General features: G+C 48.2%; 20 protein-coding genes and 1 other annotated feature. Of the genes, 9 read left to right on the forward strand and 11 right to left on the reverse strand.

What is annotated here, in order from left to right:
• Positions 1 to 15 precede the first annotated feature (15 nt).
• The 3 genes from C8U37_RS11245 (at position 16) to C8U37_RS11255 (ending at position 3,626) form a co-directional block, all read left to right on the forward strand.
• A complete protein-coding gene (locus tag C8U37_RS11245; RefSeq protein WP_108033319.1) occupies positions 16 to 927 on the forward strand; it encodes an ROK family protein in 912 nt (303 codons plus the stop codon).
• Between the two features lie 228 nt (positions 928 to 1,155).
• Complete coding sequence (locus tag C8U37_RS11250; protein WP_108033320.1) at positions 1,156 to 2,592, forward strand: 6-phospho-beta-glucosidase; 1,437 nt, start codon at positions 1,156 to 1,158, stop codon at positions 2,590 to 2,592.
• A 617-nt stretch (positions 2,593 to 3,209) separates the two neighbouring features.
• Entirely contained in the window at positions 3,210 to 3,626 is a 417-nt protein-coding gene (locus tag C8U37_RS11255; RefSeq protein WP_108033321.1) for a methylglyoxal synthase, read from the forward strand.
• A gap of 92 nt (positions 3,627 to 3,718) precedes the next feature.
• Here the strand turns inward: C8U37_RS11255 and C8U37_RS11260 are convergent, their stop codons facing one another.
• The 6 genes from C8U37_RS11260 to C8U37_RS11285 form a co-directional block, all read right to left on the reverse strand.
• Complete coding sequence (locus C8U37_RS11260; protein ID WP_108033322.1) at positions 3,719 to 4,906, reverse strand: amidohydrolase; 1,188 nt, start codon at positions 4,904 to 4,906, stop codon at positions 3,719 to 3,721.
• Positions 4,907 to 4,987: 81 nt separating this feature from the next.
• Positions 4,988 to 5,848 carry a MetQ/NlpA family ABC transporter substrate-binding protein gene (locus C8U37_RS11265; protein WP_108033323.1) on the reverse strand — a complete coding sequence of 287 codons (861 nt, stop codon included), beginning with the start codon at positions 5,846 to 5,848 and terminating at the stop codon, positions 4,988 to 4,990.
• Between the two features lie 120 nt (positions 5,849 to 5,968).
• A complete protein-coding gene (locus C8U37_RS11270) occupies positions 5,969 to 6,832 on the reverse strand; it encodes a MetQ/NlpA family ABC transporter substrate-binding protein (RefSeq protein WP_108033324.1) in 864 nt (287 codons plus the stop codon).
• An 80-nt stretch (positions 6,833 to 6,912) separates the two neighbouring features.
• Positions 6,913 to 7,767 carry a MetQ/NlpA family ABC transporter substrate-binding protein gene (locus C8U37_RS11275; RefSeq protein ID WP_108033325.1) on the reverse strand — a complete coding sequence of 285 codons (855 nt, stop codon included), beginning with the start codon at positions 7,765 to 7,767 and terminating at the stop codon, positions 6,913 to 6,915.
• A 30-nt stretch (positions 7,768 to 7,797) separates the two neighbouring features.
• Entirely contained in the window at positions 7,798 to 8,478 is a 681-nt protein-coding gene (locus tag C8U37_RS11280; protein ID WP_108033326.1) for a methionine ABC transporter permease, read from the reverse strand.
• The gene (locus tag C8U37_RS11285; RefSeq protein ID WP_108033327.1) at positions 8,475 to 9,551 is read right to left on the reverse strand and encodes a methionine ABC transporter ATP-binding protein; all 1,077 of its coding nucleotides are present in this window, start codon (positions 9,549 to 9,551) and stop codon (positions 8,475 to 8,477) included. Before C8U37_RS11285 ends, C8U37_RS11280 begins: the two co-directional genes overlap by 4 nt.
• Before the next feature lie 361 nt (positions 9,552 to 9,912).
• Positions 9,913 to 10,180, reverse strand: a binding site (T-box leader).
• Between the two features lie 263 nt (positions 10,181 to 10,443).
• On the opposite strand from C8U37_RS11285, the gene C8U37_RS11290 reads away from it, so the two are divergent.
• Both C8U37_RS11290 and C8U37_RS11295 read left to right on the forward strand, forming a co-directional pair.
• Entirely contained in the window at positions 10,444 to 11,601 is a 1,158-nt protein-coding gene (locus tag C8U37_RS11290) for an aminotransferase class I/II-fold pyridoxal phosphate-dependent enzyme (RefSeq protein ID WP_170100272.1), read from the forward strand.
• 67 nt (positions 11,602 to 11,668) lie between these two features.
• Positions 11,669 to 11,863: a 2-hydroxymuconate tautomerase gene (locus C8U37_RS11295; protein ID WP_256327908.1), complete on the forward strand. Its 195-nt coding sequence runs from the start codon at positions 11,669 to 11,671 to the stop codon at positions 11,861 to 11,863.
• 181 nt (positions 11,864 to 12,044) lie between these two features.
• On the opposite strand, the gene C8U37_RS11300 is transcribed toward C8U37_RS11295, so the two are convergent.
• The 5 genes from C8U37_RS11300 to C8U37_RS11320 form a co-directional block, all read right to left on the reverse strand.
• Positions 12,045 to 12,359 (reverse strand): hypothetical protein, encoded by a 315-nt coding sequence (locus C8U37_RS11300; protein WP_108033329.1) that lies wholly within the window; start codon positions 12,357 to 12,359, stop codon positions 12,045 to 12,047.
• Between the two features lie 144 nt (positions 12,360 to 12,503).
• Positions 12,504 to 13,370, reverse strand: coding sequence for a helix-turn-helix domain-containing protein (locus C8U37_RS11305; protein WP_108033330.1), 867 nt, complete (start codon positions 13,368 to 13,370; stop codon positions 12,504 to 12,506).
• A 244-nt stretch (positions 13,371 to 13,614) separates the two neighbouring features.
• The gene (gene yidA / locus C8U37_RS11310; protein WP_108033331.1) at positions 13,615 to 14,427 is read right to left on the reverse strand and encodes a sugar-phosphatase; all 813 of its coding nucleotides are present in this window, start codon (positions 14,425 to 14,427) and stop codon (positions 13,615 to 13,617) included.
• Positions 14,424 to 15,809 carry an HD domain-containing protein gene (locus tag C8U37_RS11315; protein WP_245879828.1) on the reverse strand — a complete coding sequence of 462 codons (1,386 nt, stop codon included), beginning with the start codon at positions 15,807 to 15,809 and terminating at the stop codon, positions 14,424 to 14,426. The genes yidA and C8U37_RS11315 overlap by 4 nt, the downstream gene beginning before the upstream one ends.
• Before the next feature lie 28 nt (positions 15,810 to 15,837).
• Positions 15,838 to 16,680, reverse strand: coding sequence for a lipoate--protein ligase family protein (locus tag C8U37_RS11320; protein ID WP_108033360.1), 843 nt, complete (start codon positions 16,678 to 16,680; stop codon positions 15,838 to 15,840).
• Positions 16,681 to 16,895: 215 nt separating this feature from the next.
• On the opposite strand from C8U37_RS11320, the gene C8U37_RS11325 reads away from it, so the two are divergent.
• From C8U37_RS11325 to fba, 4 genes are all read left to right on the forward strand, one after another.
• Complete coding sequence (locus C8U37_RS11325; RefSeq protein WP_170100273.1) at positions 16,896 to 17,321, forward strand: YwiB family protein; 426 nt, start codon at positions 16,896 to 16,898, stop codon at positions 17,319 to 17,321.
• 44 nt (positions 17,322 to 17,365) lie between these two features.
• Positions 17,366 to 17,974, forward strand: coding sequence for a DNA-directed RNA polymerase subunit delta (gene rpoE, locus C8U37_RS11330; protein WP_108033334.1), 609 nt, complete (start codon positions 17,366 to 17,368; stop codon positions 17,972 to 17,974).
• A 214-nt stretch (positions 17,975 to 18,188) separates the two neighbouring features.
• Positions 18,189 to 19,796 (forward strand): CTP synthase, encoded by a 1,608-nt coding sequence (locus C8U37_RS11335; RefSeq protein ID WP_108033335.1) that lies wholly within the window; start codon positions 18,189 to 18,191, stop codon positions 19,794 to 19,796.
• Between the two features lie 181 nt (positions 19,797 to 19,977).
• Entirely contained in the window at positions 19,978 to 20,835 is an 858-nt protein-coding gene (gene fba, locus C8U37_RS11340) for a class II fructose-1,6-bisphosphate aldolase (protein ID WP_108033336.1), read from the forward strand.
• The last annotated feature ends 305 nt before the right edge of the window (positions 20,836 to 21,140 follow it).

Below are 21,140 nucleotides of genomic sequence, written 5' to 3' on the forward strand. Positions count from 1 at the left end.
TTTTTAGGGGATGAAATGGTGAGTAATTATTTATGTATTGATGTCGGTGGGACGTTCATCAAGTATGCCTATGCAGATCATTTTGGCAAAATCAGCTATAAAAATAAAGAAACCACACCAATTGATTTGGAGGGGTTTCTGGATGTCATAAGAAGTATCGTTATTAAAAATGCAGAAAATATCGATGGGATTGCAATCTGTTGTCCAGGGAAGGTAGACCGTAAGAAAGGCACGATATTTCATGGAGGTTCCTTGCAGTATCTGGATGAGTTGCCGTTAAAGGATATTCTGGAGGATGAGTTTCATCTGCCTGTTGGCGTGATCAATGATGGGAAAGCTGCGGCCCTCTCGGAATTGTGGCTCGGAAACCTGAAAGGGTGTGACAATGGTGTTGCCATCGTCTTGGGAACAGCTATAGGCGGAGGGATAATTGCTAATGGCCAACTGTTGGAAGGAGAGCATTTTCAAGCTGGCGAATTCAGCTTTATCGTTCATCGTGCAAAGGAACGAGCTGCAAAATCGTTGACTGGAGATCGCTTGTCGGCAGTTGCCTTTGTGGAAAATGGTTCACAAAAAATCGGTCTCGTTAAAGCGGATGGTCAGCTGGTTTTTGATGCCATCAATCAAGGGAATCAAGAGATGGTTCAACACTTGGAAGACTATTGTTACGAACTGGCGCTCACTATCTTGAATATTCAGGCTGTCCTGGATTTTTCCAAAGTGGTCATCGGCGGCGGAATAAGCGCTCAGCCTCGCTTAATCCAAGAAATTGATGTACAGCTTCAAAAGATTCGTTCGGATCTGCCGGCCCTGGAAGCAACTATGTGTAAACCCATTGTTTTACCATGCAAATTCTACAATGATGCGAATATATTGGGTGCATTATACAATCTGCTTTCGATGCCTGAAACGGCAGATAGGCATTAGGGCTTCGATCACAAAACAAACAGCATAAGCAGCTGACCTGTAAAGTCGAATTTGCACATGCGCTAAAGAAGATGCTTCACCCCAAATGTTAGGGTAAAAAATCTAACGCTTGGGGTGAAGCATTTGCTATTGATATAAATCTGATAAAAAATAGGAAGTTTAGGCTTAAACACAATAACATCCAATAGTTAGAAGCCTAAATCAAATACAAATTAATGGAGGATCATTATGGCATTGGATAAAGATTTTTTGTGGGGCGGCGCTTTGGCTGCCCATCAGTTTGAAGGGGGCGTTCTGAACACTTCCAAAGGCTTGAGCGTGGCGGACGTCATGACAGCCGGGGAACACGGGGTTCCCCGCGTCATCACGGACGGCGTGGTCGAAGGCAATTATTATCCGAACCACGTCGGCATCGATTTTTACGGCCGTTACAAAGAAGACATCGCTTTGTTTGCGGAGATGGGTTTCAAGTGTTTCCGCACTTCAATCGCGTGGACGCGCATCTTCCCGAACGGAGATGAAGCCGAGCCGAATGAAGAAGGCCTGCAGTTTTATGATGATGTCTTCGATGAACTGTTGAAATACGGGATCGAACCGGTCATCACCCTGTCCCACTTCGAGATGCCGTACCATTTGGCCAAAGAATACGGCGGCTTCATGAACCGCAAGACGATCGATTTCTTCGTCACATTTGCCGAAGTCTGCTTCAAGCGCTACAAAGATAAAGTGAAATATTGGATGACTTTCAATGAAATCAACAACCAAATGAACTACAAGAACGACATCTTCGGATGGACCAACTCCGGCGCGCATTTCGGCGACTATCCGAACCCCGAAGAGGCCATGTATCAATGCGGACACTATGAATTGGTCGCCAGCGCGTTGGCAGTTAAAGTGGGCCGTGCAATCAATCCAGATTTCCAGATCGGGAACATGATCGCGATGGTGCCGATCTATCCGTATTCCTGCCGACCTGCCGACATGGTGCTGTCCAACCAGATGATGCACGACCGTTGGTTCTTCGGCGATGTCCAATGCCGCGGACACTATCCGGCTTACGCTTTGAAGATGTTCGAGAGAAAAGGCTTCAAGCTGGACATCACGGAAGCGGACAAAAAAGCTTTGGCGGAAGGGACCGTCGATTATATCGGCTTCTCTTATTACATGAGCAACTGCGTCGATTCGACCGTGAATAAGGATGTATCGAAAGCACTGGACGGTTCCAGTGCGCATTCCGTGAAGAACCCGTTCATCACGGAATCCGACTGGGGCTGGGCGATCGATCCGGAAGGTCTGCGGTACACATTGAATCTGTTCTATGAACGTTACGAAAAACCGTTGTTCATCGTCGAAAACGGCTTCGGCGCGATCGACGTCAAGGAAGAGGATGGCAGCTGCCATGATCCTTACCGCATCGACTACCTACGTTCGCACATCGAAGAAATGAAGAAGGCCGTCGAAGAGGACGGTGTCGATCTGATGGGCTACACACCATGGGGCTGCATCGACTGCGTATCGTTCACGACCGGCGAAATGAAGAAACGCTACGGCTTCGTCTATGTCGACCGGGACAACGAAGGCAACGGCAGCTTGGAAAGAAGCAAGAAAGACTCCTTCGATTGGTACAAGCAGGTTATTGCTTCAAACGGGGAAGAGTTGGCTTAAATTGCATGCGTGGACGAGGCTGTCCCGCAACGGGCCAGCCTTTTCGCGTGGTTGTCCGATATTTCCGGTAAATCGGACAAGTAGTATCAAGAAATCTCAGAGGTTGTCCGATACTTCCGGTAAATCGGACAAGGAGCATCAAGAATGTTCAGCGGTTGTCCGATACTTCCGGTAAATCGGACAAGTAGTATCAAGAAAGTTCTGAGGTTGTCCGATACTTCCGGTTAATCGGACAAGGAGCATCAAGAATGTTCTACAGTTGTCCGATACTTCCGAGTAATCGGACAAGGAGCATCAAGAATGTTCTACGGTTGTCCGATATTTCCGGTAAATCGGACAACCGGCATCATAAGCCAGCACATGAGCGCAAAAAACCACCGCTCATAAGAGCGGTGGCATAAAGGAGTTGTTCTTTACTTTGGAGGAGTAAAGAAGAGTAAAAGATTGTTTGTGATTGGCCTATCTGTATAATAGTCCTGAATTGTGAAGATAATATGAAGAAAAGCGTATATATTTTGGTTATTTTGGTACGGCAGAGAAAAATATTGCAATCGATTCCACCATAAAACCCGCAAAATGATATACTATTCTTATAAAAATTGCAGGGAGGAAATCAGATGAAAGTAGCATTAATCGCGCATGACCGCAAAAAGGATTTGATGATTCAATTATGCACTGCCTATAAAGCGATTCTGGAAGAGCATGAATTGTTTGCGACCGGGACAACCGGAACCCGCATCATGGAAGCGACCGGACTGAACGTGCACCGTTTTAAATCAGGACCGCTTGGAGGGGACCAACAGATCGGGGCCATGATTTCGCAAAACGAGATGGATGTGGTCATCTTCCTGAGGGACCCGTTGGCCGCTATGCCGCATGAACCGGATGTAACCGCTTTGATCCGATTGAGCGATGTTTATGAAATCCCGTTGGCCACTAACATCGGCACAGCCGAAGTTCTGCTCCGCGGGCTGGATGCCGGTTTCGTCGATTGGCGCGAATTCTACAATGCGGAAGGCACAATCCAGTTCTGATCAGATTTGTCGGAACGGATCGTTTGCTTGAATAAAAAAATGAAATGCGTCGCTCAATTGGGAAATCCAAAGGAGCGACGCATTTTTTTGTATTAGAATGGATCGTTCAAGTATGCCAGTGCATAGGAAATGTGCAACTCCGCCGCTATGGCTAGGCCTTTTTCATCGATGTCGAATTTTTCGTGGTGGTGGCCGTAAGCCGTCTCTTCGCCGCTTTGCGTACCGACGAAGCAATAGACGCCGGGTGCGACCGCCAGGTAATCCGCGAAGTCGTCGGCGCCCATGCTTTTCGGACTGTCGGTGATGACGTTCTCGCTGCCGACAATATCCGAGGCAACCCTGATGGCATGATTGGCGGCCTGGATGTCATTGATCAGCGGAGCCGCGGCATCGTAGTTGGAGAATGCGATGGTGGTGCGATGCGCAGCCGAAACGTTCTGGGCGATCCTTTCCACGGCTTCCAACACTTGGGCGCGGACTTCATGGCTGAAAGTTCGGACTGTCCCTTCGATTTCTGCTTCATTGGCGATGATGTTGTAGTTCGTCCCTGCGCGCAGCACGCCGATTCCGACGACGACCTCATCGATCGGGCTGACTTCCCTCGCGACGATGGTCTGGAGTTCCGTAACGATGGCGGCTGCGCTGACCAAAGCATCGCGGCCCAGATCCGGACGCGAGACATGCTCGCTCTTGCCGAAGACTTTGATTTTGAAAATATCGCAGGACGCGTTGGAAGGGCCCGGAGTCGCGACGATTTTGCCCACTTGCGTGCCGGATTGCAGATGGATGCCGAAGACATGATCGATGCCGTCGATGTAGCCGCCGCGCACGAACTGGCGCGCGCCGCCGCCGATTTCCTCGGCCGGCTGGAAGGCGAACTGGATCGTTCCGGCGAATTCATCCTGATGTTCCTTCAGGATTTTCAGAGCGCCCAACAAGGAAGCTGTATGCCCGTCGTGCCCGCAGGCATGGTTGAAGCCGGGATTGACGGAAGCGTAGGGTTTGCCGGTTTCATCCGGCAGCGGTAGCGCATCGATATCGGCGCGCAGCAGAATGGCCTTGCCGGAGCCTTTCCCGCCGGTCAGAGTGGCCAAGATGCCGGTCTCGCCGACATTGATGTAGGGCACACCGATTTCTTCGACTTCTTCTTTGATGCGTTGGATCGTTTCGAATTCCTTCAGGCTCGGCTCCGGATGGCGGTGGAAGTGGCGGCGCAAGGCGACGATGTAATCATAGATGTCGGTAACTTCTGCGTGGATCTGATTTTGAGTGATGGTCATGGATGATTCCTCCTTGGGTATTTATGGAAAAGGGGCTGTGGGCAAATGGCCCAAGCCCCTTAAATGTTCCTCTTTTCGAAATTATTTTGCTTCGTCCCAAACGGGGAATTGCGAGCCTTTTGAAGATTCTTCGATGACTTTAGCCGTTCCTTCGGATTGATAATATTCTACAATCGTTTGGAAGGTTTCGTTGTCGACGTCTTCGGAAAGTGCCGCGATGACGTTGTAATAAGGTTTCGAATCTGCGGTTACCGGCTCAAGGAAGACGGCATCTTCACTCGGGATGAAGCCAGCATCCACGGCCATGCCGCTGTTGATGACGGAAGCTGTCACATCCTGCAAAGCGCGGGCGGTCTGGTTGGATTCAAGCGTTTGGAACTGTAGGTTCAATTTGTTTTCGACGACATCTTCGGTGGTCGGAACCAAACCGGCTTCAGGATCAAGCGTGATCAAACCGGCTGTCTGCAACAGAATCAAAGCGCGCCCCTCGTTGGAGACGTCGTTCGGGATGGCGATAGTGTCGCCGTCCTTCAGTTCGCTGATGTCCGTGATTTTATCGGAGTAAAGTCCTAAAGGAGCCATTACCGTATAGCCGATGGTCGTCAATTCTGTTCCATGATCTTTGTTGTAGTTGTCCATGAAGATCTCTGTCTGGAAAGAACTCAGATCGATTTCACCTTCGGCCAAGGCATTGTTAGGGGTCGTGTAGTCGGTGAACTTGACCAGTTCGACTTCGATGTTCTCTTTTTCTTTCAGCTCTTCGATGACGTAATCCCAAGGTTCGTTGACTTCTCCGACGACGCCCAATGTGACTTTGACGGCCTCAGTCGCTTCGGAAGAGGTCACGTCGCTGGATGAGGAATCGGATGCTGTGCTGCCGCAAGCGGCAAGGAAAAGGCTGGCTGAAAGGGTCAATGTTGCTAAAAATGTCTTATTTTTCATTAGTAAAAGGCTCCTTTGTGTATAAAGATAGCATCAAGAGCGGCGCGAAAAGAAACGCACCGGCTTGATGCTACTCGTAAATTTATTATGTTTTCAGGCTAAGAGAGAAACGGCGTCAGCTTAGTCCCAAGCAGGGATATCTGTGTTAGCAGTTGTTTCTGCGATCAAAGCTTTTGTTTCTTCTGTTTGGTATGCCGCTACAACTTTTTTGTAGACTTCATTGTCAACGTCTTCTGCACGGGCCGCTACAACGTTTTTGTAGATGTCCAAGACTTCCTGGATGTTGTCTGTATCCAAGTAAAGGGCGTCTTCAGTCGGTACAAGTCCAGCATCGACGGCGAAGTTGGTGTTGATGACCGCAGCGCCTGCATCTTCAAGCGAACGCGGCAATTGTGCAGCATCCAATTCTTCGATGTTCAGATTCTTAGGGTTTTCGATGATGTCGTTTACGGTTGGTGCGGTGCCTGCTGCGTTGTCCAAAGTGATCAAGTCGATGGCTTGCAACAGCAACAAAGCGCGTCCGCCATTGGTTACATCATTCGGGATAGCAATCGTGTCACCGTCTTGTATTTCGCTGTAATCCGCATATTTGCTAGAGTAGATTCCCAATGGAGAAACAAAAGTGAATCCAAGTGGCGTCAAGTCTGCGTCGTTGTTTGCATTGTAGTTTTCCAGGAAGGCTACGTGCTGGAAGGCGTTCAAGTCGAGTTCACCGTTATCCAACGCGATGTTCGGTTGGTTGTAGTCAGTGAATTTGACGATTTCAAGATCGATGTTCTCGTCTTCCAGACGCTCTGCGACGGCTTCCCAGATTTCGACTGCGGATTCGCTGACCAGGCCGATTTTGACTGTAGTTGGTTCTGCTGCTACAGTGCTGCTTGACTCTGCAGCGGATGAATCAGCGGTTGTTCCGCCGTTTCCGCATGCTGCCAGGAATAATGAAGCTGTAAGGACTAGGCCACCAAATAATTTACTCTTTTTCATAATGTATTTCCTCCGATTTTTTTCTATTTATTTTTACATCACGTCTGCAAACGTGATTTTTGTAAACAAGTGAATGGGTCTTACTGTTCCCAAGCGGGTACGTCGTTGCCTGCTGTGACATCGTCCAGAATCGCTGCTGTTTCGGCTGTTTGGTATTCCGCAACGACTGTCTTGTAGGTCTCGTTGTCGATGTCTGCGGCGCGTGCCGCTACGATATTCTTGTATACGTCGGCAACGCTTGCGATGTTATCGGTATCCAGGAAGAGAGCATCCTCTTTAGGATTCAGGCCGGAGTCGGTTGCATAGTTTGTGTTGATGACTGCTGCGTCCACATCCGGAAGGGAGCGGGCAATTTGAGCAGCATCCAATTCTTCAAAGCTGATGTTCTTTGGATTTTCGATGATGTCATTGACTGTCGGTGTTGTTCCTTTGGCTTCGTCCAATTTGATCAGGCCGATTGCTTGCAACAACAAGAGTGCGCGTCCGCCGTTGGTCACATCGTTAGGGATGGCGATTTTAGCTCCCTCCGCGATTTCCGCATAGTCCGTAACTTTTTCAGAGTACAAACCAAGTGGAGAAACATAAGTGAAGCCGATCGGAGTCAGATCTGACTCGTTGTTGGCGTTGAAATCTTCAAGATAAGCCACGTGCTGGAAAGCGTTCAGGTCGATGTCGCCATTTTCCAAAGCGACGTTAGGCTGTACGTAGTCGGTGAATTGGACGATTTCAAGGTCGATTCCTTTGTCTTCCAAACGGCTGGCCACATCTTCCCAGACGTCGACCTCGACTTCGCTGACTACACCGATCTTCACTGTTTCGTTATCTGAAGAAGCCGTGTCCGCTGCTGAGTCCGTGTTCGAGTCGCTGCTTCCGCAAGCTGCTAAAAAAAGGGTAAGTGCTGCAACACCTGAGAATAATACGTTTTTCTTTTTCATGATTTGTTTCCTCCGATTTTGTTTTATATTTTAGTGACTTACTTTCTTTACCAGGGCATTGCCGATGGCTTGGCTGATGAATACGATAATCAGTATAATGATGGTTGCGACCAAGGTCACGTCGTTCTGGAATCGATTGTAGCCTCGGGTGATGGCCAGGTTACCCAAGCCGCCTCCGCCGATGGCTCCAGCCATTGCCGTCAAACCAATCAGGTTGATGATCGTTACGGATGATACGCGGATGATGCCGGCCAGGCCTTCTTTCAGGTAGACGCGGAAGATGATTTCTCCGGGGCTGGCACCCATTGATTGGGCGGCCTCGATGACGCCGGGATCGACTTCAACCAATGCATTTTGGATCTGACGGGCATAGAAGGGAACCGTCGCTACAACCAGCGGAACGATCGATGCGGTCGTTCCGATCGAAGTGCCGACCACGAACCGCGTGAAAGGTACGATCAAGGCCATCAGGATGATGAAGGGCAACGAGCGGAAGATGTTGACGAGCTTATCCAGAACGTTGTACAGGTGTTTGTTCTCAAGGATGCCGCCATCTTCTGTGACCAACAGGATGACTCCAAGGACGACTCCCAGCCCACCGGCGATCAGTCCGGCAACGAGCGTCATGTATAAGGTCTCCCATGTGCTAAGGAGCACTTCATCCCAGATTTCAGAGACGTTAGGGAGAAATGTTGTGATGAATGTGTTCATTCTTCGTCTCCTCCTTTATTTTTCTTTTCGGCGATGATTTCGTCGGTGATGATCTCCACCGTCACGCCATTATCCTGCAGGTAGCGGACCGCTTTTACGACGGCTTCCGGTGTTCCACTGAGCACCAGGAGCAGGGTGCCGACGGGGGTGTCCTGCAATATTTCGACGTTTCCGAACAGGATGTTCCCGTTCACGTTGAACGAATTGGCAAGCTTGGCGATGAGCGGCTCGCCTGTGGAACCTCCGACGAATGAAAGTTTTGTCAGCACATCATGTTCGCCCAGATTCAGGATTGTCGGGTGGGTGATGACCGTTTCGATGCCGTGTTCGACATGTGTGGCTGTATCGATGAAGTCCTTCGTCAATTGGTTCTGCGGCTTCGTGAAGATGTCTAAAATTGAGCCATATTCGATCACACCGCCGTCTTCCATCACAGCCACCTTGTTGCAGATTTCCTTCACGACCTGCATCTCATGGGTGATGATGACGATCGTCAAGTTCAGTCTCTTGTTCAGCTCTTTCAACAGAGCCAGTATCGAAGAAGTCGTCTTCGGATCCAAAGCGCTAGTCGCTTCGTCGCAAAGCAGCACTTCCGGGTCATTCGCCAAGGCGCGGGCGATGGCCACACGCTGCTTTTGCCCACCGGATAATTGGGAAGGGTAAGCATTGGCTTTTTCGGACAACCCCACTAATGAAAGAAGGTCGGTTACCTTGTCGTGGATTTCCTGTTTGCTTAAGGAAGAATTCTTCAAGGGGAATGCGACGTTGTCGTGAATCGTGCGCGAGCGCATCAGGTTGAAATGCTGGAAGATCATCCCGATTTTTTTGCGCGAGTCACGCAAGTCCTTGTCGTTCAATGCCATCATGTCTTTTCCGCTCACGATGACTTTTCCTTCGGTCGGACGCTGCAGAAGATTGATGGTCCTTACTAATGTACTTTTGCCGGCACCGCTGTATCCGACGATGCCGTAGACGTCGCCTTTATCGACTTCCAGCGAAACATGCTGTACGGCATGGATGGCTTTGTTTTTGTCAGCTTTAAAAGTCACTGAGATATCCTGTAGACTGATCATGTTCTTTCCTCCTCTAATAAAAAAAGCATCCATCCTACATCAAAAAAATATGACGTTAAGGACGAATGCGGACGCTTCGTGTTACCACCTTTGTTCGAATCCTCCTCGCGGTAGGATTCCTCCATGAGTGAAGGCTTGCTTCACTCGTGCACGATAAAGGGTGCTCCCTTGAAGGATTTACTGCTTGTGCAGCTCATCCCTCCCGCTCCGAGGCCATCTTCAAAACCGTTCCGTATACCTGTTCTCATCCAACCAGGCTCGCTGTGATACGTTCCGACTCTTACTTTCCTCTTCCTTGCGTTTAGATTATATCATAAAATCAAAAAACTCCCGTCCTATCTGCTGCATCTTTTATGCGCAAGATAAGGACGAGAGGTCAAAGTTCGATCTCGTGTTACCACCTTAGTTCACGAAAGCATCGCTGCATCCGCCTTAGCCAGTGCGCCTGCAAATTGCTGCAAGTCATACTGAGACACTGTAACGGGCGTTCCCGTCCTGTCTTAAGAAGTTACTCTTCGGACAAGCCACTCTGAGACCATCTTCAACCAACACTTCCTTGCTTGTTTTCACCTGACCAAGCTCTCTAATGAAGGAGTGGAATGATTTACTCTTCTCTTCGCTGTGTTTTTGATGTGATTAATATACCCAATCCCGCTTTCTTTGTCAACAAATAAGATTAAAAAGAAACAGAAAATTTTCGAATTTTCTCATTTTGAGAAAGAGAAAACGCTCTCTAATAATGGATAATGCCATGGTGTGCTTGACTTATGAACGGAATAGTCGTATTCTGATTAATATTAAAATTATGTGAGAAAAAGGATATGAACCTATAAAAAAGCATGATCCGAGGGGCTTCCGGCGGTCATGCACACTTGGATGGAGGATGTACTACATGGCTTTGACAACGAATGAACTATTTGCCCGCATCAAACCTTCGCAGATCCGCGAATTTGATGAATTATTCCGCAGTGTGGAAGACTGCATTCCGATGACGATCGGGGAACCGGATTTTGATATGCCCGAAAACGTCAAGCAAGCCGCCATCAAGGCGATCGAGGACAACGCATCCCATTATGCGCACACTTCCGGCGAAATCGGCGTCCGTAAAGCAGTCAGCGCATTCCTGGAAAAGCAATATGATCTGCACTACGATCCCGAAACGGAAATCGTGATGACGGTGGGTGCCACTGAAGGGCTCTTTGCAGCGGCTTTTGGCTTGTTGAACCCGGGTGATCAGGTCATCATCCCGTCGCCTTATTTTCCATTGTACAGCTATGCGGTGGAACTGAACCGCGGGGAGTGCATCCTCGTTGACACTTCCGACACCAACTTTTTGATGACGCCGGAGTTGCTGCACAAGACGATGGCCGAAAACAAAAATGTCAAAGCGCTCTTTTTGAACTACCCGAGCAATCCTACTGGGGCTACCTATACAAAAGCAGAACTGACGGCTTTGGCAGACGCGATCAAGCAGTACGACATCTTTGTACTGAGCGATGAAATCTACAGCGAAATCACCTACGGGGAAAAGCATACCTCGATCGCGACCCTGTTGCGCGACCGCACAATTTTGTTCCAAGGGGCTTCGAAAGCCTTTGCGATGACCGGCTGGCGTGTCGGTGTGCTTGCAGCAGATGCGAAATGGATGAAGACTTTGTTCTTGGCGCATCAGCAGTTGGTGACGACCGGCGTAACGGTTTCTAACCGTGCGGCCGAAGAGGCGTTCCGCAACAGCGCGCCGGATGTCGAAAAGATGCGCTCCGAATATGAAAAAAGAAGAAACATCCTCGTTCCCGCCTTGCAGGAAGCCGGCTTCGAGGTTCCCGCGCTGAAGGGGGCCTTCTATGCTTTTGCGAAGATTCCGGCGAAGTTCGGTACCGACGATAAGGCCTTCTGCCGCGAAATCGGCATGAACGCCAAAGTGGGCATGCTGCCTGGATCGATCTTTGGACCCGGCGGAGAAGGGTATGTCCGCATGAGCTACGCGCTGAGCACAGAGATGGTCGCTGAGGCGGCGGAACGCCTGAAGACCTACATCGCATCCAGATAGAGGTGCAACTCGCCGCGATAATTGTTAAAATAAAACTGAGTCGAAACCATAAAGCGAAAAGAGGGAAATGAAAATGCCATATGTTCACATCGAATTACTGGAAGGCAGAACCGACGAGCAGAAACAAGCGTTGATGCGCGATGTCGTGGATGCCGTCGTGAAAAACGCCAACGTATCGAAGGAAAGCGTGCACGTGATCCTGAATGAGATTTCGAAACAACATTTGACCAAAAACGGCGAATTCATAGGCGAAAAAGCTTAAGGATTCCGTGGAATAAGCCAAGACGGGGATGAAAAGCCCAGCCTTGGCTTATTTTTTTTAGCGTAATCGATTTGCTATAGAAACCATATATCGCCGATGATCAGACGGATCCAATTCATTGGTGTGGCCCCCTTTCACAGAACAGGCAAGCTTGCGACCAGAAGCATGAATACAAAAGCAGCTATTTTTCGTAAAAAGTGCTCTTGATATAGAGAAGTAGGAAGATAGCTAAGAGGACGACCACATTCAAAGCCAGCCCCAAACTTGGCGGAAGGATCTGGATAAGCAAGGCCAGAACAATCAGATTTAAGGCATCGATGCCAAGGAAGGTCCAATGCTGCGCGGATTCCATGCAGTTGCTGGAAACAAACAACAAGCCGCTGCATATACCGATTGTGAGCCACCAGGATTTTGGCACATCCGGATACCGGATCATTCCGATCAGGCAAGCACAGCCGAGGATATAAGCGCATAGATTGCATCGTTTTGGATTCATTGACTTTACCTGCCTTCCTTCCAAGAAATGCTCATTTTGGGAATTATCACGACAGACTTCCCATAAGTGCTTTCATTTTAATACAGATGGTTCGCCTCTTTACGAAATATTCCTATACGCATAAAAGAGCAATCAGCTGTTTGATTACTCTTTCAGGAGGTTATATTCATTTTCGAGATTGGCTTTGAAATCCTGATCATCCGCTGCTTCGATTAAACGGAATGCTTGGTCGATCAGCAGTTGGCCTTCGGGATTTCCCGTCTTCGCTAAGGCAATGCCTTTCCTGAGGTAGCAGACGGACAAGTGCCGGTAGGAGCCTGCTTCCTTTGCAGCCGGGATCAGTTCATCGATTCGGATGATCGTCTCTGCATAACGCCCATTCTTCAACAGCAACAAGCACAGGTTGTGGCGCAACGAGATAGCGATTTTGCCTGCGAAGGGATGATTGACGTATTTTTGAATCTGGGCCAATGCGGTCCCGGAAATCAGGATGGCTTCGTCGATAGGGAACAGGAACAGCATTGCATTGATCATCCTTAATTCCACCAGATACCAGCCATCAAGCTTCTCGAGCCTTTCCCAAACAGGGCGAACATGTTTACGGGCGTCTGCAATATCTCCGGTTATTGCCAGAATGATCAGCGCATCCGTCAGATGAACGATGTCGGTGATGATGTAATCAGTGTGCATGTCCAGATACTTCAGAGCTTTCTCCCGAATTTCTTGCAAGAGGGGGACATCGTTGAAGGACAGGTTCATGAAAGCCGTCAGCAGTTGTTCCTTTTCGGAATGATTGTAATCGTTCATGATGTACTGGAGCTCTTCATCGGACATGTCCAGCCTGCTCAAAAGATGCCGATAGTTGCCCAGCGTCGGCTCGATCAGATCCCTTTCCATCTTGGAATAGGTAGATTGATGGATCTTATTTTCGGCCATATATTGTTGGGAATACTGTTTGTTTTTTCTTATCCTTAGGAGGGTTTTGCCGAACCCTGCCGAATGATTGTCCATAGCATGCACCTGCTTCACGCGTGATTAAAATAATGGGGCTGTCTCGATGAGACAGCCCTGGTTGTGGTTGGATGGTATTGTTGTCTGGTTTGAGGTTCGAATTCGCGGCGGAATTCCCCGCCAAAAATAGGTTTGGCGGGGAATCTCACGTTGTCCGCGGACGTTTTTCCCCGCCAAGGTGGTTTCGGCGGGTTTTCTGACTGTGACTTGAACGGATTTTCCCCGCCAAACTGGTTTTGACGGGTTATTTATTCAAGTAAGTCCGGATTGCGTGCGCCACGCCGCTTTCGGCGTTTGATTTGGTGATGAAATCCGCAGCTTCCTTGACTTTATCGACGGCATTGCCCATCGCGACGCCGACTCCTGCATATTCGATCATGCTCAAATCGTTCTCGTTGTCGCCGATGGCCATGATGTTTTCCGCATCAATATTCAATAATGCGGCCAATTCTACCAAAGCGCTAGCTTTGCCGGCATCTTTGTTCAACACCTCCAGGAAATGCGGTTCGCTGCGGACAATCACATAGTCTTCATGGAACTGCGCTGGAATCGCTGGGATCAAGATATCCAACAGTTCGGGCTGGTCGATGAACATGATTTTCGTGAACAGTTTGTCTTCCGGTAATTCAGCCAACGAGCGATAGCGGATCGGCATCGTCGTAATGAAAGACTCACGTGTCGTGAAGATGCTGATGTCTTTGTTTGCGGTATAGATGGCTTCGTTGTCGATCCCGTGCGTGTGCACGTTGAACTTATCGGCCAATTCGTTGATTCTGACGAAGTCGCTGTAATCCAACGTATGCGAAACGAGCACTTCGTTTGTTGCGGTGGACAGCACCAAAGAGCCGTTGTAGGTGATGACGTAATCTTCGTCCTGATCCAATTCCAATTCTTTGATGTAGCGTTTGACGCCAGGGAACGGTCTGCCGGTGCAGAGTACGATTTTGACGCCTTGTTCACGTGCTTCCGTGATGGCTGCTTTTACTTCCGGGGTGATTTTGAACTCCGGGTCTACCAATGTGCCGTCGATGTCGATGGCGATTAATTTGATGCTCATAGTGTGCCTCCTGTTTGTTGGGTTGGTAAAATTTCGTCATTCTCGAAAAAAGTTGAAAATTCCTGCGAAAGGGATTCGAACAGATTAATGCCCGCCTCCTCGTCGTTATGGGTGATTTCGCGCGGGAAGTAGAAACGTTCATCTCCGCGGACCTTGCCCGTCAAAGCCGATACGATCGAGCTTGCTTGCGAAAGCTCCAAGAAACTGCCGTTTTTCTGGACAAGCTCAATCTGGGTCCGGGTCGTGGCCTGATACGGCCGGTAGAGATCATACGGCAGGTCATAACTGTTGTTTACTGCAGTATAGTAGTCCCTATTGAAACCCATGCGCTCAATGAGTGCACTCATGCGTTCCAGTGTAGCATCATCGCGTCCTTTTGTGTAGCGGACCGATTTGAAAGGATGCCGATTGACGAAGCGATAGGCTAGGTCATTCAGAATCGGATCTTTTTCGTCAAGCCAATGGTTGAAGTAGGTCGTCAGGACGCCATCGTCCAAACGCAGGTAATCTTTCAGCGTCCAAGTCTGCTTGAAGAATGGCGTCAGGAAAGTGGCGGTATGGCGGAATTCGGCTTGTTCATCCAAATAGACATCCTTCGCCCGTTTCAACAGATGGCTGAGAACGACCTCCATGCCGCGGGAAACCGGATGGAAATAGATCTGCATATACATTTGATAGCGGCTGACGATATAATCCTCCACCGCATGCATGCCGGAAATATCAAAGGCGATGCCGTTCTTGTAAGGCCTGATTACACGCAGGATCCTCGTCAGGTCGAAATTGCCGTAAGTGACGCCAGAATAATAGGCGTCGCGCAGCAGGTAATCCATCCGATCCGCATCGATTTGGCTGGAAATCAGTTGCACCACCTGGGGATTATCGTAGGTCTTGGCGATGACGGCGGCCACTTGATTCGGAAAATCAGGACCAATCTGTTGAAGGATCCGATTGATTTCGGTATCCGGAGAGGTGATGATCTCGATTGTGATGGCTTCATGGTCCGTATCGAATATTTTTTCGAAGGTATGCGAGAACGGGCCATGGCCGATGTCGTGCAATAAAGCAGCGCAAAGCGTCACGAGCCGCTCCCCATCGTCCCAAAGGCCGTCCCCAGGCTCTTTGCTGGGGTAATTCCGGACGAATTTATCACAGATCCGGCGGGCGATTTCGTAGACTCCCAAAGAATGATTGAAGCGGGAGTGTTCGGCGCCGTGGAAAGTATAGGAAGAAGTCCCTAATTGCTTGATCCGGCGCAAACGCTGGAATTCGGGTGTGTTGATCAGATCCATGATGATCCGGTACTGGATATGGATGTAGTCGTGGACCGGGTCACGGAATACTTTTTCTTTCGGCAATAATTCCGCGGTATAGTGTGTACTCAAATCGCATCGCCTCTTTCTGTCATTCCGTTTAGGTCTGCTGGTTCTGATTGACTTGTTCATTGCGTTTCTTCATTTTCGCATAAGCTATTTCATACTCTGACATCAGACGCTCCGTGTATTCCCCAGGCAGGAGCGTATTGCCGTTGTTGGTGAAGACGGACAGGATCCGTTCCTTAACAGCGGCTACCGTCAAAGGTTTGTCCAGTAGCTCCGCCAAGTTTGCCATGGAAGCGGGGTCGACGGCCGGGAAATGCCAGCGGGTCTCCTCGCCTTGCAGGCTTTCATCGTAGAAGCGGCGGATCATTTCCCCGCGTTGTTGCTGATTGCCGGTTACGCTCATGTAGATCATGATGGCCACTCCGTTTTTGAAACGGCGTTGCGCGATGCCGGCGAATTTTTTGCCGTTGATGCTCAGGTCGAAGTCGCCCGGGCAATAGGAGTCGCTGATTTCGAAAGCTTCGATCGTTTGTTCGGAATCGGAAAAAGTCTGCTCAACCAGTTCCTTCATGAGGACATAACCGTCATTGATCGTGAGTTTGGCATTCTCGGTTTCGGGAAGCACCAGGGAGAAATTCAGGATCCCTTCATCGGCAACGACGGCCAATCCGCCGGCGTTGCGGACGACGATACCGGTCGGGACGCTCCGCAAGTAACGCAAGCCGTCCTCCAGATGGGGCAGGCGCGTGTCCATCATGCCGAGGATGACCAGGTTTTCCATCGGCCAAAAATGCAGAGCTGCCGGAGCTTCAGCGTTGCCGACCAATCGGATCAAAGCATCGCCCATCGCGAAGTGCGCGAGCGGATCGGTGCCGAATGCTCCATGTGAAGTATCGTAGATATAATAAATGTTGTTTTTTAAATGGCTTGTCATATGCGTTTCCTTATCTTTGTGGCTGTTTCTGCTCCCATTATAGCAAAGTTCAGGAAAGATTTGACGGTGAATTACAGCGAAAGGCAGGATTTCTTCGCATTTTGGAAAAACAGCCCGCAAATGATTGACCAACACTCATTTTTATCGCTATACTGTATTTGAAAAACACGTGCGGCCGCAAGGATTCAGCACGAGGGTCAATGAGGTGGAAAAGCGTGTCTTTAAAAGAAGGAATGCCCATCGAGTTCCAATTGGAAACGCTGGTGAAGCAAGAAGGGGAGCAGGAAAGCTTCCTATATGAAGGAATGGGTCAAATCGTGGAAATGGGCAACTGGCTCTATCTGCGCTATATCGAAGCCGAAACAGCTGTATCGGTCACTTTCAAACTGTCCCGTGAAGGGAAAATGACGATCATCCGCAGAATGGAACAGACGAGCCGCATGACCTTCGATGCAGAAGGAAAAGGCATGGCTATGCTCCCGACGCCGGCCGGATTAATGGAAATCGAAACGATCACCCATGAAATGTTGCTGGAGTTCAAGGAAAAGCCGTTTGCCGGGAAAGTTACCTTGCATTACGAACTCCAAATGAACGAACAAAAATTGGGAGATTATCGAATTGAATTGCAATTTACCACCTGAGTATTGTATGATTAAGAGTAAACTTTTGAAAGGACGTGACACCATTGAAATTGAAGCAATTAGATGGTACTAGCAAAAACGAATTGTCAATGATAGAAGTTGCACACGCAATTTTCGAAGAAAACGGTGACGTACTGGACTTTAACCAATTATTGGTTCAGGTACAGGACTATCTTGAAATGTCGGAAGAAGAATTGGAAGGCAAGATGACACGTTTCTACACGGACTTGAACATTGATGGCAGCTTTATTTCTTTAGGAGAAAATCGTTGGGGATTGCGTTCATGGTATCCAATTGATTCAATCGATGAAGAGATTCTTTCCAGTATCGATGAGGATGAAGTGAAGGTTCGCCGCAAGAAACGCAAGAAGCTGAATGCATTCGCTACATCGGAAGATGACGATGATGTGATCGACTACAATGATGACGATCCGGAAGACATCGATGTTGCTGACGAAGATGAAGAAATCGATGTGGATGAGGATGAAGTCGATGATGTCGACGCTGTGGATATCACGGATGACGATGATGACATCACGAGCGGCATCGAAGAAGACTTGACCTTGATCATCGAAGAGGAAGATCTTGATGAGGAAGAAGAGTTCGAAGAGGAAGAAGAGTTTGTTGCGGAAGAAAAGGACGAAGAGGAGTAATCATTCCCCCGGTCCCCAATTCTTTCTTGACACCTTATCTAATTGGAGGTATCATCTTCATTGGGCTCCCAAAAAGCATTTCTTTTTGGAAAGCATACGTTGAATTTTTACGGCTCCCTGTTCTTAAGAACAGGGAGCTTTATTTTGTTTATTGCAGCGTTGGAGAATCCTTCGGACATAATTTTGCACATTTAAAAACAGGGGGAAGAAAAAAATGACTAAGTATATTTTTGTAACAGGCGGGGTAGTATCTTCAATCGGTAAAGGTATCGTTGCGGCGTCTTTGGGACGTTTGCTGAAAAACCGTGGATTAAAGATCACAATCCAAAAATTCGACCCTTACATCAATGTGGATCCAGGAACGATGAGTCCTTACCAACACGGGGAAGTGTTCGTCACTGATGACGGCACCGAAACCGATTTGGACTTAGGCCACTATGAACGTTTCATAGACATCAACCTGAATCAATATTCAAATGTGACGACCGGAAAGGTTTATTCCGAAGTCATCCGTAAAGAACGCAAAGGGGACTATTTAGGCGCTACTGTCCAAGTCATCCCGCACATCACGAATGAAATCAAGGAAAAGATCATGCGCGCCGGCGAAACGACAGATTCTGACATCGTCATCACTGAAGTGGGAGGAACCGTCGGGGATATCGAATCTTTGCCATTCCTGGAGGCCTTGCGTCAAATGCGTATGGAAGTAGGCGCTGAAAATGTGCTGTATATCCACACGACATTGATCCCTTATTTGCGCGCAGCCGGCGAATTGAAAACAAAACCAACGCAACACAGCGTTAAAGAATTGCGCAGTTTGGGTATCCAACCGAATATCTTGGTTGTGCGTACAGAAATGCCATTGCCGCAACACATCAAAAATAAATTGGCATCCTTCTGTGATGTGAAACCTGAAGCGGTCATCGAATCCCGTGACGTAGAGACGTTGTACGAAATTCCTTTGATGCTGCAGGAACAGAACATGGACCAGATCGTCTGCGATTATCTTGTACTGTCCGATCTGCCGCCAGCCGACATGACGGATTGGAAAGCCTTGGTCGAAAAAGTCCAAAGCCTTGAAAAAACGACTAAAATCGCTCTTGTCGGAAAATATGTGGAATTGCAGGATGCTTACTTGTCTGTGGCTGAAGCATTGAAGCATGCCGGTTATGCGCACAATACGGAAATCGATATCCAATGGATCAACGCGGAAGAAGTGACTACTGCGAACGCGCAAGAGCACTTGGCTACTGCAGATGGCATCCTTGTTCCAGGCGGATTCGGAGACCGCGGCATCGAAGGCAAGATTGCTGCCATCCAATACGCACGCGAAAACAATGTGCCGTTCTTCGGTATCTGTCTGGGCATGCAATTGGCTTGTGTGGAGTTTGCCCGTAACGTTGTCGGTTTGGAAGACGCGGATTCAGCGGAAACCAATCCGGAATGCAAAAATAACATCATCGATCTGATGCCAGACCAAGAAAACATCGATGAAATGGGCGGCACGCTGCGTTTAGGCCTGTATCCTTGCGAGTTGAAGGAAGGCACGTTGGCTAAGGAACTTTACCACAACGCTGATATGGTCCAAGAGCGTCATCGCCATCGTTATGAATTCAACAATGCTTACCGTGATATCCTGGCTGAAAAAGGCATGGTCTTCTCAGGCGTATCCCCTGATCAACGCTTGGTGGAAATTGTGGAATTGAAAAACCATCCGTTCTATATTGCTGCCCAGTTCCATCCTGAGTTCATTTCACGTCCGAACAGACCGCAGCCGATCTTTGACGGCTTCATCGCGGCGGCCTTGAAAAAAAGCCTGTAAATCAGAGTTTTTTTTCAATGAAAACGAATTATTTTGCGCTTTCATTTTGACTGTTTTTCCTAATAAGGTAGTAAAAAATTACATTTTCTGATAAAATGTAATTGTTGTAAAGTGTTCACATTCCAATATGTGAATTTTCTGCAAACAAAAGAGACCAATGGATTCCAAGGAGGCAACAAGAATGAGTCGTTTAGTAAGTATGACAGATATGTTAAACAAAGCGTTAGAAGGAAAGTATGCCGTAGGACAATTCAACATCAACAACCTTGAGTGGACGCAAGCTGTATTGCAAGCAGCACAAGAAGAAAACTCTCCAGTTATTTTGGGTGTTTCTGAAGGCGCAGCAAAATACATGGGCGGACATTTAGTTGTTGCAGCTATGACTAATGCTTTGCTAGAAACTATGGACATCACTGTTCCTGTAGCATTGCATCTTGACCACGGTACAAGCTTTGAAAGCTGCAAATCCGCTATCGATGCTGGTTACTCGTCTGTAATGATCGACAAATCACATTACCCTATCGATGAAAACATTGCTCAAACTAAATTAGTGGTTGAGTACGCACATTCTAAAGGCGCTTCTGTAGAAGCTGAAATCGGAACTGTCGGCGGAACTGAAGATGGAATCACTGGCGGAATTCAATACGCTGATCCAGCTGAATGCCTACGTTTGACTACTGAAACAGCTATCGATGCATTAGCTGCTGCATTAGGTTCTGTACACGGACCTTACTCTGGCGAACCTGTACTTGGTTTCGACGAAATGAAAGAAATTTCTGAATTGACTCACAAACCATTAGTATTGCACGGTGGTTCAGGAATTCCAGAACACCAAGTCAAAAAAGCTATCGAGTTCGGACATTCAAAAATCAACGTGAACACTGAATGCCAACAAGTCTTTACAGCTGCTGTAAGAGAAAAATTAGCTACAGACGCTAACGTTTACGATCCTCGTAAAGTTATCGGACCTGGTAAAGAAGCAATCGTTGCTGTCGTTAAAGAAAGAATGCAAGTTTTCGGTTCAAGCAACAAAGCTTAATTTAATCAAACGATCTTCGAGGAGGTCTGGGGCCTATGTTCCGGATCTCCTTTTTTGTTCTTATTTTTCCCGGAAAGTTCTTGCTTCGGCGCCTCATTTTCCATGTATTTCTGAGTTTGTGTTAACATTACATTATAAGGTAGGGCAGTTGTCTTCAGTTGAAGCATGATAGGCAGCTTTTTTACGCTGTTCAGCCGTATCAAATTGAGAAATATAGCGGAAAGCAGACGATTGCATAAAAAAACTAGTAATGGACCCTGTATTTTTGTTAGAATTGTAAATGATCAACCAACAATCGAATAAAA

The organism is Trichococcus patagoniensis (genome assembly GCF_003051085.1).
Lineage (GTDB): Bacteria > Bacillota > Bacilli > Lactobacillales > Aerococcaceae > Trichococcus > Trichococcus patagoniensis.

Excerpts from the sequence above, each read along its gene's own strand:
- C8U37_RS11250 (WP_108033320.1), top strand. The coding sequence starts at position 1,156 with ATGGCATTGGATAAAGATTTTTTGTGGGGCGGCGCTTTGGCTGCCCAT.
- C8U37_RS11260 (WP_108033322.1), bottom strand. The coding sequence starts at position 4,906 with ATGACCATCACTCAAAATCAGATCCACGCAGAAGTTACCGACATCTAT.
- C8U37_RS11255 (WP_108033321.1), top strand. The coding sequence starts at position 3,210 with ATGAAAGTAGCATTAATCGCGCATGACCGCAAAAAGGATTTGATGATT.
- C8U37_RS11265 (WP_108033323.1), bottom strand. The coding sequence starts at position 5,848 with ATGAAAAATAAGACATTTTTAGCAACATTGACCCTTTCAGCCAGCCTT.
- C8U37_RS11335 (WP_108033335.1), top strand. The coding sequence starts at position 18,189 with ATGACTAAGTATATTTTTGTAACAGGCGGGGTAGTATCTTCAATCGGT.
- C8U37_RS11270 (WP_108033324.1), bottom strand. The coding sequence starts at position 6,832 with ATGAAAAAGAGTAAATTATTTGGTGGCCTAGTCCTTACAGCTTCATTA.
- C8U37_RS11305 (WP_108033330.1), bottom strand. The coding sequence starts at position 13,370 with ATGGACAATCATTCGGCAGGGTTCGGCAAAACCCTCCTAAGGATAAGA.
- C8U37_RS11295 (WP_256327908.1), top strand. The coding sequence starts at position 11,669 with ATGAAAATGCCATATGTTCACATCGAATTACTGGAAGGCAGAACCGAC.
- yidA (WP_108033331.1), bottom strand. The coding sequence starts at position 14,427 with ATGAGCATCAAATTAATCGCCATCGACATCGACGGCACATTGGTAGAC.
- C8U37_RS11320 (WP_108033360.1), bottom strand. The coding sequence starts at position 16,680 with ATGACAAGCCATTTAAAAAACAACATTTATTATATCTACGATACTTCA.
- C8U37_RS11275 (WP_108033325.1), bottom strand. The coding sequence starts at position 7,767 with ATGAAAAAGAAAAACGTATTATTCTCAGGTGTTGCAGCACTTACCCTT.
- C8U37_RS11300 (WP_108033329.1), bottom strand. The coding sequence starts at position 12,359 with ATGAATCCAAAACGATGCAATCTATGCGCTTATATCCTCGGCTGTGCT.
- C8U37_RS11280 (WP_108033326.1), bottom strand. The coding sequence starts at position 8,478 with ATGAACACATTCATCACAACATTTCTCCCTAACGTCTCTGAAATCTGG.
- fba (WP_108033336.1), top strand. The coding sequence starts at position 19,978 with ATGAGTCGTTTAGTAAGTATGACAGATATGTTAAACAAAGCGTTAGAA.
- C8U37_RS11285 (WP_108033327.1), bottom strand. The coding sequence starts at position 9,551 with ATGATCAGTCTACAGGATATCTCAGTGACTTTTAAAGCTGACAAAAAC.
- C8U37_RS11290 (WP_170100272.1), top strand. The coding sequence starts at position 10,444 with ATGGCTTTGACAACGAATGAACTATTTGCCCGCATCAAACCTTCGCAG.
- C8U37_RS11245 (WP_108033319.1), top strand. The coding sequence starts at position 16 with ATGGTGAGTAATTATTTATGTATTGATGTCGGTGGGACGTTCATCAAG.